Raw genomic sequence first — 15732 nt, forward strand, 5'->3', positions numbered from 1 at the left:
AGGAATACCATGAGTTTTGAAGGAAAAATCGCCCTGGTGACGGGTGCAAGCCGCGGTATCGGGCGTGCAATTGCTGAAACACTGGTTGCGCGCGGCGCGAAAGTGATTGGTACAGCAACCAGCGAGAATGGCGCTCAGGCCATCAGCGAATATCTGGGTGCAAACGGTAAAGGTCTGGTACTGAATGTGACTGAACCTGCATCCATCGAATCTGTTCTGGAAAATATTCGCGCAGAGTTCGGCGAAGTGGATATTCTGGTAAACAATGCCGGGATCACTCGTGATAACCTGTTAATGCGAATGAAAGACGACGAGTGGAACGATATTATCGAAACCAACCTGTCATCTGTATTCCGTCTGTCAAAAGCGGTAATGCGCGCTATGATGAAAAAGCGTCATGGTCGTATTATCACTGTCGGTTCTGTGGTTGGTACCATGGGAAATGCTGGTCAGGCTAACTACGCTGCGGCGAAAGCAGGTCTGATTGGTTTCAGTAAGTCGCTGGCGCGTGAAGTCGCGTCTCGCGGTATTACTGTGAACGTTGTTGCTCCGGGCTTTATTGAAACGGACATGACGCGTGCGCTGACTGAAGAACAGCGTGCGGGTACACTGGCAGCAGTTCCTGCAGGTCGCTTAGGTGACCCTAAAGAAATTGCCAGTGCGGTTGCATTTTTAGCCTCTGACGAAGCGGGTTACATCACTGGTGAGACCCTCCACGTCAACGGCGGGATGTACATGGTTTAATCACGATGAAAAATATTTGCGTTATTGTAGGGATTGGCCTCAAAATAACGTAAAATCGTGGTAAGAACTGCCGGGATTTAGTTGCAAATTTTTCAACATTTTATACACTACGAAAACCATCGCGAAAGCGAGTTTTGATAGGAAATTTAAGAGTATGAGCACTATCGAAGAACGCGTTAAGAAAATTATCGGCGAACAGCTGGGCGTTAAGCAGGAAGAAGTTGTGAACTCCGCTTCCTTCGTTGAAGACCTGGGCGCAGATTCTCTTGACACCGTTGAGCTGGTAATGGCTCTGGAAGAAGAGTTTGATACTGAGATTCCGGACGAAGAAGCTGAGAAAATCACCACCGTTCAGGCTGCCATTGATTACATCAACGGTCACCAGGCGTAAGTGAACATCTCCAGGCGGTCATTCGACCGCCTGAGTTTTATCTTTTTTGTCCCACGAATCCCTTTTTTATCCCTCCCTGGAGGACAAACGTGTCTAAGCGTCGTGTAGTTGTGACCGGACTTGGCATGTTGTCTCCTGTCGGCAATACCGTAGAGTCCACCTGGAAAGCTCTCCTTGCCGGTCAGAGCGGCATCAGCCTAATCGACCATTTCGATACTAGCGCCTATGCAACGAAATTTGCTGGCTTAGTAAAGGATTTTAACTGTGAAGAGATCATCTCGCGTAAAGAACAGCGCAAGATGGATGCCTTCATTCAATATGGAATTGTCGCTGGCGTTCAGGCCATGCAGGATTCTGGTCTTGAAATTACGGAAGAGAACGCAACCCGTATCGGTGCCGCTATTGGCTCCGGAATTGGCGGTCTTGGCCTGATTGAGGAAAACCATACATCTCTGATGAATGGTGGCCCGCGTAAGATCAGCCCGTTCTTTGTTCCGTCCACGATTGTTAACATGGTGGCGGGTCATCTGACCATCATGTTTGGCCTGCGTGGGCCAAGCATTTCTATCGCGACCGCATGTACGTCCGGCGTGCATAACATCGGCCAGGCCGCGCGTATCATTGCGTACGGCGATGCAGATGCTATGGTTGCGGGTGGTGCTGAAAAAGCCAGTACTCCGCTGGGTGTTGGTGGTTTCGGTGCCGCGCGTGCGCTGTCTACCCGCAACGATAATCCTCAGGCGGCAAGCCGTCCGTGGGATAAAGACCGTGATGGTTTCGTGCTGGGTGATGGTGCGGGTATGCTCGTGCTGGAAGAGTACGAACATGCTAAAAAACGCGGTGCGAAAATTTATGCTGAAGTCGTTGGCTTTGGTATGAGTAGCGATGCTTACCACATGACGTCGCCTCCAGAGAACGGCGCAGGTGCTGCGCTGGCTATGGAGAACGCGATTCGTGACGCGGGTATTACCCCGGCACAAATTGGCTACGTAAACGCGCACGGTACTTCTACGCCAGCAGGCGATAAAGCGGAAGCTCAGGCTGTTAAGTCTATCTTCGGCGAGTCTGCCAGCCGCGTACTGGTGAGCTCCACGAAATCCATGACCGGCCACCTGTTGGGCGCGGCGGGTGCAGTAGAGTCTATCTACTCCATTCTTGCCCTGCGCGATCAGGCTGTTCCGCCAACCATCAACCTGGATAACCCGGATGAAGGTTGCGATCTGGACTTCGTTCCTCACGAAGCGCGCCAGGTCAGTGGCATGGAGTACACCCTGTGTAACTCCTTCGGCTTTGGTGGTACGAATGGTTCCCTGATTTTTAAAAAGGTCTGAGCCTGACTGCCTGATGGCGATAAAAAGGTCCGCTTGTCGGACCTTTTTTATTCGGTTTTATCCCCTTGTCCGATGTTATTCACCTTGCCAGACTGTACGACCACGCATAAGGAGCCAGTATGTTTCTAATCAATGGCCTTGAGCAGGACACGCTGCCTGCAAGCGACAGGGCGACTCAGTTTGGTGACGGCTGCTTCACCACGGCGCGCATTCATCATGGCGATGTCTGTTTCCTTGCAGAGCATATCCGACGATTGCGGGGGGCCTGTGAAAAACTGCTGATCCCTTTCACGGACTGGGACACCCTTGCCGGCGAGATGGCTCAACGGGCAAAAGGGCATTCCAGCGGCGTGCTGAAAGTGATCATCAGCCGTGGTAGTGGTGGCCGGGGCTACAGTGGCGCGAGCTGCCAGCATCCGGTGCGGATCCTCTCCGTTTCTGCATACCCTTCACATTATGAACATTGGCGTCATGACGGTATCACGCTTGAATTAAGCCCGGTACGTCTTGGGCGAAATCCTGCGCTTGCCGGAATAAAACATCTTAACCGTCTTGAGCAGGTCTTGATTCGTGCTCATCTTGACCAGTCAGACGCAGACGAGGCCCTGGTCCTTGACAGCGAAGGGTTCATTACTGAATGCTGTGCGGCTAATTTATTCTGGCGGCAGGGCAGCGATGTCTTTACGCCGAAGCTTGATCAGGCTGGCGTAAATGGCATTATGCGCCAGTTTTGTCTACAGCAACTGGCACACTCTGGTTTTCGCGTTGTCGAAATTAACGCAGCTGAGAATGCGCTGATAACAGCAGAAGAGGTCGTTGTCTGTAATGCGTTAATGCCAGTTGTACCTGTTCGCGCCTGCGGCCAACATCGCTGGTCATCGCGCGAGCTGTATCATTTTTAGCCCCGTTATGTGAGCAAACCAGAACGTCATGAAGAAAATGTTGCGCTTTATCCTGCTCCTGGTTGTTGTGCTGGCTATTGCTGGCGGAGTCGGAGTGTGGAAGGTTCGTCAGCTGGCGGACAGCAAGCTTCTGATCAAAGAAGAGACAATATTTACCCTTAAAGCAGGAACCGGACGTCTGGCGCTGGGTGAACAGCTTTACAGCGATAAAATCATTAACCGTCCGCGTGTCTTCCAGTGGTTATTGCGTATCGAACCCGAGCTGTCGCATTTCAAAGCCGGTACCTATCGTTTTACACCTGGCATGACCGTCAGAGACATGCTGCAACTGCTGGAAAGCGGTAAAGAGGCTCAATTCCCGCTGCGTTTTGTGGAAGGGATGCGACTGAGCGATTATCTCAAACAGCTGCGTGACGCGCCGTATATCAAACATACGTTAAAAGACGATAGCTATCAGACGGTGGCTGACGCGCTGAAGTTTGAACACCCGGAATGGGTGGAAGGCTGGTTCTGGCCAGACACCTGGATGTACACGGCAGGCACGACCGATGTGGCGATTTTGAAGCGGGCACATAAAAAAATGGTCGCCGCAGTGGATTCCGCCTGGGAAGGGCGAATGGAAGGGCTGCCATATAAAGATCAAAACCAGTTTGTCACGATGGCCTCAATCATAGAGAAAGAGACGGCCGTCGCGGCCGAGCGCGATCGGGTTGCATCGGTGTTTATCAACCGTCTGCGCATCGGTATGCGTCTGCAAACCGACCCTACTGTCATCTACGGCATGGGAGAGAGTTATGCGGGTAAGATCTCGAGAAAAGATCTTGAGACGGCAACGGCGTATAATACCTACGTGATAAGCGGGTTACCGCCAGGCCCGATTGCCACACCAAGTGAAGCTTCTCTGCGTGCGGCCGCACATCCGGCTAAAACACCGTATCTCTATTTTGTGGCTGATGGAAAAGGGGGGCATACCTTTAACACCAACCTTGCCAGCCATAATCGCTCTGTTCAGGACTATCTGAAGGCACTTAAGGAAAAAAATGCGCAGTAAATACATTGTCATTGAGGGACTCGAAGGGGCGGGTAAAACCACCGCTCGCAACGTGGTGGTTGATACACTCAACGTGCTCGGCGTTGCGGACATGGTCTTTACCCGCGAGCCGGGCGGTACGCAACTGGCTGAGAAGTTGCGTAGCCTGGTGCTGGATATTAAATCCGTTGGCGATGAAGTTATCACGGACAAAGCTGAAGTTTTGATGTTTTACGCTGCGCGCGTACAGTTGGTTGAGACGGTAATCAAACCCGCGCTGGCCGCTGGCAAGTGGGTAATCGGCGACCGTCACGATCTGTCTACTCAGGCGTATCAGGGGGGTGGGCGTGGTATTGACCAGACGATGCTGGCCACGCTGCGTAATGCCGTGCTCGGTGATTTTCGTCCCGATTTGACGCTCTATCTGGATGTGACCCCGGAAGTGGGGCTGAAACGTGCCCGTGCGCGCGGTGAACTGGACCGTATTGAGCAGGAATCTCTCGACTTCTTTAACCGCACTCGTGCGCGTTATCTGGAGCTGGCAGCGCAGGATAGTTCTATTCGCACTATTGATGCGACCCAATCTCTGGAAGAGGTTACCCGCTCTATTCAGCAAACCGTGACGCAGTGGCTTCGGGAGCAGCAGGCATGAAATGGTATCCATGGTTGCGCCCACACTTTGAACAGCTGATCGGCAGCTATCAGGCGGGTCGGGGGCATCATGCGTTACTGATTCAGGCGTTGCCAGGGATGGGGGATGATGCGTTGATTTATGCCATCACCCGTTTTCTGATGTGCCAGCAACCGGAAGGGCACAAGAGCTGTGGTAAATGCCGTGGCTGTCAGCTGATGCAGGCGGGCACGCATCCTGACTACTACACGCTTGAGCCTGAGAAGGGCAAAAACACGCTGGGTATTGATGCCGTGCGTGAAGTCAGTGAAAAATTGTACGAACACGCGCGACTGGGCGGCGCAAAAGTGGTCTGGCTTAAAGACGCCACACTGCTTACTGAGGCGGCAGCGAACGCACTCTTGAAAACCCTGGAAGAGCCGCCGGAAAAAACGTGGTTCTTCCTCTCTTGCCGTGACCCGGGACGATTACTGGCGACGCTGCGCAGTCGTTGTCGGCTTCATCACCTTGCAGTGCCTCAGGAATCGTGGGCGTTAAGCTGGCTGGAGCGAGAGGTGACAATGTCACAAAATGGTGCGCTGGCCGCATTGCGTCTGAGCAGCGGTGCGCCTGCTGCAGCTCTGGCACTGCTGCAACCTGATGTCTGGTCGCAGCGAGAGACGCTCTGTAAGGCAGTCGACTCTTCACTCAACAGCCATGACTGGCTAAGTTTGCTGCCTGCACTGAATAGCGATCAGGCCGTTGAACGTCTGCACTGGCTGGCCTCCTTACTTCTGGATGCACTCAAGATCCAGCAAGGTGCAATGCTGCTGACCAACCTGGATGTGTGGCCGCTGGTGAACACACTGGCAAACCGCCTCTCAGGTACGGTTCTGCACGCTATCCTTCATGAGGTTTGCCAGAGCCGTGAACAGCTTTTGACAGTCACTGGTCTTAATCGCGAGCTGTTACTGACCGACCAGTTACTGCGTATTGAACATTACCTGCAACCAGGCATCACACCGCCTGTTTCCCATCTCTGAGAGAGACATTATGTTTTTAGTCGACTCACACTGCCATCTTGATGGCCTGGATTATCAATCTCTGCATAAAAACGTGGATGACGTGCTGGCGAAAGCCGCTGCCCGCGATGTGAAATTCTGTCTTGCGGTAGCAACCACGCTGCCGGGCTACCGCTCCATGCGTGAGCTGGTGGGCGTTCGCGATAACGTGGTGTTCTCCTGCGGCGTGCATCCGTTGAATCAGGACGAGGCGTACAACGTTGAGGACTTACGTCGTCTGGCGGCGGAAGAGGGTGTTGTCGCGATGGGTGAGACAGGGCTGGACTATTTCTACACACCTGAAACTAAATCTCGCCAGCAGGAGTCCTTCCGCCATCATATCCGCATTGGCCGCGAACTTAACAAGCCGGTCATTGTTCATACCCGCGATGCGCGTGCCGATACGCTTGCGATCCTCCGGGAAGAAAACGTGACGGATTGTGGTGGCGTACTACACTGTTTCACAGAAGACAGAGAAACGGCGGGCAAACTGCTTGATTTGGGGTTTTATATTTCGTTTTCTGGGATCGTGACGTTCCGTAATGCAGAGCAGCTCCGTGATGCTGCGCGTTATGTTCCACTCGATCGCATTCTGGTGGAAACAGACTCTCCTTATCTGGCACCGGTACCGCATCGCGGTAAAGAGAACCAGCCAGCCATGACGAGAGATGTAGCTGAGTACATGGCCGTGCTTAAAGGTGTCAGTATTGAAGAGCTGGCCCGCGTCACGACCGAAAACTTCTCTACGCTGTTCCATATCGACCCCGCCCGCCTGCAATCTGTTTGATACACCTGTTTTTTTTAGGCTCGTAATTAATAAATAAAACGAGTAAAGTTCACCGCCTCATTTGGGGCGGTGAGGGTGTTTTTAGACACATCCGGACATGCTTTTTGTAAATAACTGAAAGTTTTTCGACCGCCTTAAGCTGAAACGTGATAGCCGTCAAACAAACCCAGAGGGAATTATTTTACTCTGTGTAATAAATAAAGGGCGCTTAGATGTCCCGTCCACGGCACGGTACTCCCCCCGGGCCAATGCGTGAAAGCGTAAAAAAAGCACAAATACTCAGGAGCACTCTCAATTATGTTTAAGAATGCATTTGCTAACCTGCAAAAGGTCGGTAAATCGCTGATGCTGCCAGTATCCGTACTGCCTATCGCAGGTATCCTGCTGGGTGTCGGTTCTGCAAACTTCAGCTGGCTGCCAGCCGTAGTATCCCATGTGATGGCCGAAGCAGGCGGTTCTGTCTTTGCTAACATGCCTCTGATCTTCGCGATCGGTGTGGCTCTGGGCTTCACTAATAACGACGGCGTTTCTGCGCTGGCAGCAGTTGTGGCCTACGGCATCATGGTGAAAACCATGGCTGTGGTTGCACCACTGGTTCTGCACTTACCTGCAGAAGAGATCGCTGCGAAACACCTGGCTGATACCGGTGTTCTGGGCGGTATCATCTCCGGTGCGATTGCGGCCTATATGTTTAACCGCTTCTATCGCATCAAGCTGCCTGAGTATCTGGGCTTCTTCGCGGGCAAGCGTTTCGTTCCGATCATCTCTGGTCTGGCAGCGATTTTCACTGGCGTGATCTTGTCCTTCATCTGGCCACCAATTGGTTCCGCGATTCAGGCATTCTCTCAGTGGGCGGCCTATCAGAACCCAGTTGTTGCGTTCGGTATCTACGGCTTCGTTGAACGCTGCCTGGTACCATTCGGTCTGCACCACATCTGGAACGTACCTTTCCAGATGCAGATTGGTGAATACACCAACGCGGCAGGCCAGGTATTCCACGGTGATATCCCACGCTACATGGCGGGTGACCCAACTGCAGGTAAACTGTCAGGTGGCTTCCTGTTCAAAATGTACGGTCTGCCGGCTGCTGCGATTGCTATCTGGCACTCTGCTAAGCCAGAAAACCGTGCAAAAGTGGGCGGTATCATGATCTCCGCAGCGTTGACCTCGTTCCTGACCGGTATCACCGAGCCGATCGAGTTCTCCTTCATGTTCGTTGCGCCGATCCTGTACGTTATCCACGCGATTCTGGCGGGTCTGGCGTTCCCAATCTGTATCCTGCTGGGTATGCGTGACGGTACGTCCTTCTCTCACGGCCTGATCGACTTCATCGTTCTGTCCGGTAACAGCAGCAAACTGTGGCTGTTCCCAATCGTTGGTGCGTGCTATGCCGTTGTTTACTACACCATCTTCCGTGTGCTGATCAAAGCACTGGACCTGAAAACTCCAGGTCGTGAAGATGCAACAGAAGACAGCAAAGCAGGTGCAACCAGCGAAATGGCTCCGGCACTGGTTGCCGCGTTCGGCGGTAAAGAGAACATCACTAACCTGGACGCGTGCATCACCCGTCTGCGTGTGAGCGTTGCCGACGTCGCGAAAGTAGACCAGCCTGGCCTGAAAAAACTGGGTGCAGCAGGTGTTGTTGTGGCTGGTTCTGGTGTTCAGGCAATCTTCGGTACTAAATCCGATAACCTGAAAACCGAAATGGATGAGTACATCCGCGGCCACTAAGTTGTGACCAGGGGAGACTAAGGCAGCCGAATGGCTGCCTTTTTTATTGGTGCGGAATATGTCTTAAAAAACGTCTCTAAGGCGCGCAAGCGGTCACTCTTCATACAGCAGATGAACATTCGGGAAAGAAATCGGGGGAGAAGGTTGAAAGGACAGGAGAAACTCGCTCATACTCTTGCGTTATGTCACACGATCGTTGAGAGAGTGTGTTAACAGCGGATGCACCACGTCAGACTAAACACAAAAGGAAAAGGTCATGGCTGAAGAAACGATTTTCAGTAAAATTATCCGTCGCGAAATTCCTTCGGATATCGTCTATCAGGATGAACTGGTGACGGCTTTCCGGGACATTTCCCCTCAGGCACCGACTCACATCCTCATCATTCCTAATATTCTGATTCCAACCGTAAACGACGTAAAAGCCGAGCACGAACTGGCGTTAGGTCGTATGCTGACGGTGGCCGCGAAAATTGCTGAACAGGAAGGGATTGCTGAAGACGGCTACCGCCTGATCATGAACTGTAATCGTCATGGCGGCCAGGAAGTTTATCATATTCACATGCATCTGCTGGGTGGACGTCCTCTGGGACCGATGCTGGCACATAAAGGTCTTTGACATGCTTAAAGGGCGTATTGCAGCGCTGATACTGATGGTGATGATTGCGGGGTGCAGCTCGCGTCCGGCGATCCCCGTGAGTGATGAACAGACGCTGGTGATGGAATCTTCTGTGCTTGCTGCGGGCATCACGGCGCAACAACCTGCGTTGACCATCAGTGAAATCAACTCTTCTGCTTCCTCTACGCTCTTTAATGAAAGACATGAGCCTGTGACGGTTCATTACCGTTTTTTCTGGTATGACGTAAGAGGTCTTGAAATGCACCCGCTGGAGGCGCCGCGCAGCGTCACTATTCCGGCAAGGTCGTCGGTAACGCTCTATGGCAGCGCCAACTATCTGGGTGCACATAAGGTGAGACTTTATCTTTATCTGTAAGGGGTGAACCTTGATTAAAAATATGAGCCGTTATGCGCTCGTGACAGCTTTTGCTTTATTCCTCGCAGGGTGTGTGACCCGTACTGAGCAGCCTGCGCCTGTGGAAGAAGCTAAACCCGGGACTGAGCAGCCGACACAACCCACGCAGCCGGAGCCAACCGTGCCGTCTGTACCGTCAATCCCGTCGCAGCCGGGCCCGATTGAACATCCGGATCAGACGTCACAACCAGCGCCACGCGTGCGTCATTATGACTGGAACGGTGCGATGCAGCCGATGGTGGGAAAAATGCTGCAGGCTCAAGGCGTGACGGCAGGCAGTGTGTTGCTGGTGGATAGCGTGAACAACCGTACCAATGGTTCACTGAACGCGGGTGAAGCGACAGAGACGCTGCGCAATGCTCTGGCAAACAACGGTAAGTTTACGCTGGTCTCGGCTCAGCAGCTCGCGGTGGCTAAACAGCAACTGGGCCTGTCACCACAGGATAGTCTCGGTACCCGTAGCAAGGCGATCGGTATTGCCCGTAACGTAGGTGCACAGTACGTGTTGTACTCTAACGCCACCGGGAATGTGAATACGCCAGCTCTGCAGATGCAATTGATGCTGGTTCAGACAGGCGAAATTATCTGGTCAGGTAAAGGTGCCGTTACGCAACAGTGAATTTACGCGTGAAGAGATCCTGACGCGTTATTTTCCCCAGTATCGCCTTATCGCGCCGCAGGCCCATTCCGGGCTTGGCGGCGCGAGTTGCATTATAGAGCGAGACGAACAACGGTTGGTATTGCGGCAGAACCATGATCCTTTCGCACCAGCTTCCCATTTTCGTCGTCAGTTTCGCGCCCTGAAGCGTCTTCCGTCGGATCTTGTGCCTGAACCCTGTTTTTTCCGGCAGGGCTGGATGGCTGTTGCGTATCTGGCGGGTGAGGTCAAAAGCGAGCTCCCGGACACCCCTGTGCTTGCGGCTATGTTGTATCATTTGCACCAGCAGCCGCGTCTGGGGTGGCGAATCGCACTGCTTCCATTGCTTGAGCACTACTGGCAGCAAGCCCTGCCAGACAGACGTACCCCAATGTGGCTTGCACATCTTAAGCGGCTGCGTAAAGCGGGTGAGCCACAGCCGATGCGGCTCTCTCCGTTGCATATGGATGTTCATATCGGGAACATTGTTCATACGTCAGCAGGAACCAGGCTTATCGACTGGGAATATGCCGGAGACGGCGATGTGGCGCTTGAGCTGGCGGCAGTCTGGACAGAGAGTGAAGCCGCGCGGCAAAACCTCGTCCGAGACTACGCCAGGATGGCACATTTTGATGTTGAAGCGCTTGCGCGTCAGGTCAGGCGGTGGCGACCGTGGGTCGTGATGCTGATGGCTGGCTGGTTTGAAATGCGTTTGCAGCAGTCCAGAGACAAACAATTTATTGCGCTGGCAGACGATGCCTGGCGTCAGTTACAAACTAAAGGATAAGAGAGGTTGGTGTGGGTCCAGTCATGTTGGATGTAGAAGGGTTTGAACTGGATGCGGAAGAGCGTGAGATTCTGGCGCATCCGCAGGTGGGTGGTCTGATCCTGTTTACCCGCAACTATCACGATCCGGCACAGCTGCGTGAACTGGTGCGTCAGATCCGCGACGCATCACGCAATCATCTGGTGGTGGCCGTCGATCAGGAAGGTGGACGCGTGCAGCGTTTTCGCGAAGGTTTTACCCGTCTGCCAGCAGCCCAGTCTTTTGCTGCGCTGCTGGGTACAGATGAGGGGGGAAAACTGGCGCAGGAAGCTGGCTGGCTGATGGCCAGTGAAATGATTGCCATGGATATCGACATTAGTTTTGCCCCGGTTCTGGACGTGGGACATATCAGCGCTGCCATTGGTGAACGCTCATATCATGAAGATCCACGTATTGCGCTGGCGATGGCGACCCGGTTTATCGACGGCATGCACGATGCGGGAATGAAAACCACCGGGAAACACTTCCCGGGCCACGGTGCAGTGACCGCGGACTCGCACAAAGAAACTCCGCGCGATCCGCGCCCGGAAGCGGAAATTCGAGCCAAAGATATGTCGGTGTTCCGCTCGCTTATCACCGATAACAAGCTGGACGCCATTATGCCAGCGCACGTGATTTACAGCGACGTCGACCCGCGTCCTGCCAGCGGCTCTTCGCACTGGCTGAAAACCGTTCTGCGTCAGGAGTTGGGGTTCAATGGCGTGATTTTCTCAGACGACTTGTCGATGGAAGGGGCCGCGATTATGGGCAGCTATGCGGAACGCAGTCAGGCGTCGCTGGATGCAGGTTGCGATATGATCCTGGTCTGCAATAATCGTAAAGGTGCCGTTAGCGTGCTGGATAACCTGTCGCCGATCAATGCACAGCGTGTTACACAATTGTATCATAAAGGTTCATTTAGCCGTCAGGAGTTGATGGATTCGGCCCGCTGGAAGGCGGTCAACGCCCGGCTTGAAGACCTGAATGAGCGCTGGCAGGCACATAAAGCCAGCCTGTAAACCCTCCCGGAAGGCGTAGCGTGGTGAGAAGACAATGATCATCTATTTACACGGTTTTGACTCAAACAGCCCAGGTAATCATGAGAAGGTGTTGCAACTGCAGTTTATTGATCCGGATGTTCGGCTGATCAGTTACAGCACGCGCCATCCGAAGCATGATATGCAACATCTTCTCAAAGAAGTGGACAAGATGTTGCAGCTCAACGTCGATGACCGTCCGTTGATTTGCGGTGTAGGACTGGGCGGCTACTGGGCGGAACGCATTGGCTTCCTGTGCGACATCCGCCAGGTGGTGTTCAATCCTAACCTTTTCCCGAACGAGAATATGGAAGGCAAAATTGACCGTCCGGAAGAGTACGTCGATATTGCGACCAAGTGCGTCAGCAATTTTCGTGAGAAAAACCGCGACCGCTGTCTGGTGATCCTTTCACGTAAAGATGAGGCGCTCAACAGCCATCGGGCTGCTGAACTGCTGCATCATTACTATGAAATTGTCTGGGACGAAGAACAGACGCACAAATTCAAAAACATCTCACCGCACCTGCAGCGTATCAAAGCGTTTAAAACGCTGGGTTAACCTCTTATCCGCAGGCACCAAAGCCCGGCCGCGAAAGCGTACCGGGCTTTCTTTTTGACCAGAATTGTCTACTTTTAAGCCATCAAAACTTGATGCATATCAATTTTGGTATGACCAATGCGCCTGACGTGGTATTCTCAATGCACCTGAATGGTTTCAGTGCTGTAACCTGTTGTTAATTAAGGGTTATTTTTATAACTTTTAATTAACAATTGGTTAATAATTTGAGGGGGTCACGTTGACTACGCCATTGAAAAAGATAGTGATTGTAGGCGGTGGTGCTGGCGGGCTGGAGCTGGCTACACAGCTGGGCAAGAAGCTGGGTCGCGGTAAAAAAGCCAAAATTACGCTGGTAGATCGTAACCACAGCCACCTGTGGAAACCGTTGCTGCACGAAGTGGCAACCGGTTCTCTGGATGAGGGTGTGGATGCGCTCAGCTATCTGGCGCACGCGCGCAACCATCATTTCCAGTTCCAGCTGGGCTCGGTGGTGGATATCAACCGTGAAAGCAAAACCATCACCCTGGCAGAGCTGCGCGATGAAAAAGGGGAGCTGCTGGTTCCTGAGCGTAAACTGGCGTATGACACGCTGGTCATGGCGCTGGGCAGTACCTCCAACGACTTCAACACGCCAGGCGTGAAAGAGCACTGTATCTTCCTCGATAACCCGCACCAGGCGCGTCGTTTCCATCAGGAAATGCTGAACCTGTTCCTGAAGTACACCAGCAATTTGGGTGCGAACGGTAAAGTTAATATCGCCATTGTCGGCGGTGGTGCGACGGGCGTAGAGCTGTCTGCGGAACTGCACAATGCGGTGAAACAGCTGCACAGCTACGGTTACAAAGGGTTAACCAACGAAGCGCTGAACGTCACGCTGGTTGAAGCCGGTGAGCGCATTCTGCCTGCGCTGCCGCCACGTATTTCCGGTGCGGCGCACAATGAGCTCACCAAACTGGGCGTGCGGGTGCTGACGCAGACGATGGTGACCAGCGCAGACGAAGGTGGCTTGCACACCAAGGACGGCGAATACATCAAAGCGGATCTGATGGTCTGGGCAGCGGGTATCAAAGCACCTGACTTTATGAAAGATATCGGCGGCCTGGAAACGAACCGCATTAACCAGCTGGTGACGGAGCCGACGCTGCAAACTACACGTGATCCTGAAATTTTTGCTATCGGTGACTGTGCTTCCTGCGCGCGTCCTGAAGGTGGATTCGTGCCGCCGCGCGCCCAGGCTGCTCACCAGATGGCAAGCCTGGTGCTGCACAACATTCTGGCGCAGTACAAAGGCAAGCCATTGAAAGGCTATGTCTATAAAGACCACGGTTCTCTGGTATCGCTGTCAAACTTCTCTACCGTCGGCAGCCTGATGGGCAACCTGATGCGTGGCTCAATGATGGTAGAAGGGCGCATTGCCCGCTTCGTGTATATCTCCCTGTACCGTATGCACCAGATTGCGCTGCACGGCTACTTCAAAACCGGGCTGATGATGCTGGTGGGCAGAATCAACCGTGTGATCCGTCCGCGTCTTAAGCTGCACTAATCTTTCACTCCCTCCGGGTCCTCCGGAGGGCGTTTTTAGCATATCATGCTGCTCATCATAGATTGAGTGCTTAAGAGTTCTCCTAAATACAATATATCTCCTCTCAACGCCCCTTTTTTGATCCTTTATCTTATTGGCGAAGCCTTGTCTCCATTGCAAAATTGTTACCAATAGCAACAAAGGAGGAAGTCCCGTGAATAAATCAATGTTGGCGGGTATAGGGATTGGCGTCGCGGCTGCGTTAGGTGTGGCTGCCGTTGCCAGTCTCAACGTATTAGATCGCGGCCCGCAGTATGCACAGGTGGTTTCTGCTACACCGATTAAAGAAACCGTGAAAACCCCTCGTCAGGAGTGCCGCAACGTCTCCGTTACGCACCGTCGTCCGGTACAGGATGAAAACCGCATTGCCGGTTCTGTTCTGGGTGCGGTAGCGGGGGGCGTAATTGGTCACCAGTTTGGTGGTGGTCGGGGTAAAGATGTGGCGACCGTGGTCGGCGCGCTGGGCGGCGGCTATGCCGGTAACCAGGTGCAGGGCGCGATGCAGGATAATGATACCTACACTACGACTCAGCAACGCTGCAAAACCGTCTATGACAAGTCGGAAAAAATGCTGGGTTATGACGTGACGTACAAAATTGGCGATCAGCAGGGCAAAATCCGCATGGATAAAGATCCTGGCACACAAATTCCACTGGATGGAAATGGTCAGCTGGTTCTGAATAACAAAGTGTAAAAAAGATGTTCTCTGAATTTAGCTCCTCATGCGCTCAGGCTGAGGAGCTTTTTTTTTGCTTCAGATTTTGAGTAGTTCAGGCCACAGTCGTAGGGTGGTGTCGGTAATACTCTGCAGTTTTTCCAGCGTTGCGCCTTCACGTGCGCTTATCGACATCCCCTGCAAAATACAGCTCAGGTATTGCGCCAGTATCTGTGGATTGCAATGCGCGGGAATTTCACCACGCTGCTGACGCTGTGCCAGAAACGCACTTAGCGTCTCCTCCTGCATGGCATGACGCGACTTCACCGTTTTAGCGATCTCTTTAGAGGACGCCGCAAGGGTGGCAGAGGTGTTAATCATAAAGCAGCCCGCAGGCGTATCTTTACTGGTGAAGCAAGTGGCGACGGTAGTGAAAAAGTCCCGTAGCGCCTGTTCAACGCTTTTCTCTTCACAAAAAAGTTGGGCTTCGTGCTTCGCTGCAAAGCGCGAAATGTATCTGTCCAGCACTGCCCTGAACAGCCCCTCTTTATTGGTAAATTCGGCATACAGCGTCGGCGCTTTGGCTCCGGTAGCTTCTACCAGATCGGAAAGCGAAGTTGCTTCATACCCATGTTGCCAGAAGAGAGTCATGGCCTTATCAAGCGCTGCATCCCTGTCAAACACTTTTGGTCGGCCACGGCTTTTCTTCGCACAACTCGTGACATCGGTTGTCATTTGCCGTTGGTCCTCTGTTGGTTTGGTGAATGACCATTATAAAAATAAACGCAACCCACCACCAGTGCAGAATGCTTAAAAATAAATTAATCATATCCGTATGA

At 52.9% G+C, this 15732-nt stretch carries 17 protein-coding genes and 1 pseudogene; 17 read left to right on the forward strand and 1 reads right to left on the reverse strand.

What is annotated here, in order from left to right; all coding sequences use genetic code 11:
* Positions 1-9: 9 nt before the first annotated feature.
* From fabG to ACLHV9_RS09600, 17 genes and pseudogenes are all read left to right on the forward strand, one after another.
* Positions 10-744: a 3-oxoacyl-ACP reductase FabG gene (fabG, locus tag ACLHV9_RS09520; protein WP_028019048.1), complete on the forward strand. Its 735-nt coding sequence runs from the start codon at positions 10-12 to the stop codon at positions 742-744.
* Positions 745-898: 154 nt separating this feature from the next.
* Complete coding sequence (gene acpP, locus ACLHV9_RS09525) at positions 899-1135, forward strand: acyl carrier protein (protein ID WP_003857954.1); 237 nt, start codon at positions 899-901, stop codon at positions 1133-1135.
* An 89-nt stretch (positions 1136-1224) separates the two neighbouring features.
* Positions 1225-2466 carry a beta-ketoacyl-ACP synthase II gene (fabF, locus tag ACLHV9_RS09530; protein ID WP_008500794.1) on the forward strand — a complete coding sequence of 414 codons (1242 nt, stop codon included), beginning with the start codon at positions 1225-1227 and terminating at the stop codon, positions 2464-2466.
* Between the two features lie 119 nt (positions 2467-2585).
* Positions 2586-3400 (forward strand): annotated as a pseudogene (gene pabC, locus ACLHV9_RS09535) (aminodeoxychorismate lyase).
* Positions 3397-4419, forward strand: a complete 1023-nt coding sequence (gene yceG, locus ACLHV9_RS09540; protein ID WP_108090216.1) for a cell division protein YceG — start codon at positions 3397-3399, stop codon at positions 4417-4419. Before pabC ends, yceG begins: the two are co-directional and overlap by 4 nt.
* Positions 4409-5050, forward strand: a complete 642-nt coding sequence (gene tmk / locus ACLHV9_RS09545; RefSeq protein ID WP_407220390.1) for a dTMP kinase — start codon at positions 4409-4411, stop codon at positions 5048-5050. The genes yceG and tmk overlap by 11 nt, the downstream gene beginning before the upstream one ends.
* Positions 5047-6051, forward strand: coding sequence for a DNA polymerase III subunit delta' (holB, locus tag ACLHV9_RS09550; RefSeq protein ID WP_108090215.1), 1005 nt, complete (start codon positions 5047-5049; stop codon positions 6049-6051). Before tmk ends, holB begins: the two co-directional genes overlap by 4 nt.
* A gap of 10 nt (positions 6052-6061) precedes the next feature.
* Entirely contained in the window at positions 6062-6856 is a 795-nt protein-coding gene (locus tag ACLHV9_RS09555; RefSeq protein ID WP_108090214.1) for a metal-dependent hydrolase, read from the forward strand.
* A 297-nt stretch (positions 6857-7153) separates the two neighbouring features.
* On the forward strand, positions 7154-8587 hold the full coding sequence (gene ptsG / locus ACLHV9_RS09560; protein WP_108090213.1) for a PTS glucose transporter subunit IIBC: 1434 nt from the start codon (positions 7154-7156) through the stop codon (positions 8585-8587).
* A gap of 256 nt (positions 8588-8843) precedes the next feature.
* Positions 8844-9203 carry a purine nucleoside phosphoramidase gene (hinT, locus tag ACLHV9_RS09565; RefSeq protein WP_028019040.1) on the forward strand — a complete coding sequence of 120 codons (360 nt, stop codon included), beginning with the start codon at positions 8844-8846 and terminating at the stop codon, positions 9201-9203.
* 1 nt (position 9204) lies between these two features.
* Entirely contained in the window at positions 9205-9579 is a 375-nt protein-coding gene (locus tag ACLHV9_RS09570; protein ID WP_028019039.1) for a YcfL family protein, read from the forward strand.
* A gap of 10 nt (positions 9580-9589) precedes the next feature.
* A complete protein-coding gene (gene lpoB, locus ACLHV9_RS09575; protein ID WP_028019038.1) occupies positions 9590-10237 on the forward strand; it encodes a penicillin-binding protein activator LpoB in 648 nt (215 codons plus the stop codon).
* Positions 10218-11042: a thiamine kinase gene (thiK, locus tag ACLHV9_RS09580; protein WP_108090212.1), complete on the forward strand. Its 825-nt coding sequence runs from the start codon at positions 10218-10220 to the stop codon at positions 11040-11042. Before lpoB ends, thiK begins: the two co-directional genes overlap by 20 nt.
* An 11-nt stretch (positions 11043-11053) precedes the next feature.
* Positions 11054-12079 (forward strand): beta-N-acetylhexosaminidase, encoded by a 1026-nt coding sequence (gene nagZ / locus ACLHV9_RS09585; RefSeq protein WP_108090211.1) that lies wholly within the window; start codon positions 11054-11056, stop codon positions 12077-12079.
* 34 nt (positions 12080-12113) lie between these two features.
* Entirely contained in the window at positions 12114-12656 is a 543-nt protein-coding gene (gene ycfP, locus ACLHV9_RS09590) for an alpha/beta hydrolase YcfP (protein WP_028019035.1), read from the forward strand.
* A gap of 238 nt (positions 12657-12894) precedes the next feature.
* Complete coding sequence (locus tag ACLHV9_RS09595) at positions 12895-14199, forward strand: NAD(P)/FAD-dependent oxidoreductase (RefSeq protein ID WP_028019034.1); 1305 nt, start codon at positions 12895-12897, stop codon at positions 14197-14199.
* Between the two features lie 193 nt (positions 14200-14392).
* Positions 14393-14932 (forward strand): glycine zipper 2TM domain-containing protein, encoded by a 540-nt coding sequence (locus tag ACLHV9_RS09600; RefSeq protein ID WP_008500779.1) that lies wholly within the window; start codon positions 14393-14395, stop codon positions 14930-14932.
* 60 nt (positions 14933-14992) lie between these two features.
* Here ACLHV9_RS09600 and ACLHV9_RS09605 read toward each other — a convergent pair whose 3' ends face one another.
* Positions 14993-15628: a TetR/AcrR family transcriptional regulator gene (locus ACLHV9_RS09605; protein ID WP_028019033.1), complete on the reverse strand. Its 636-nt coding sequence runs from the start codon at positions 15626-15628 to the stop codon at positions 14993-14995.
* Positions 15629-15732 lie beyond the last annotated feature (104 nt).

The sequence above is a fragment of the Enterobacter sp. CPE_E890 genome, assembly GCF_046521475.1.
GTDB classification, from domain to species: Bacteria; Pseudomonadota; Gammaproteobacteria; order Enterobacterales; family Enterobacteriaceae; genus Enterobacter; species Enterobacter adelaidei.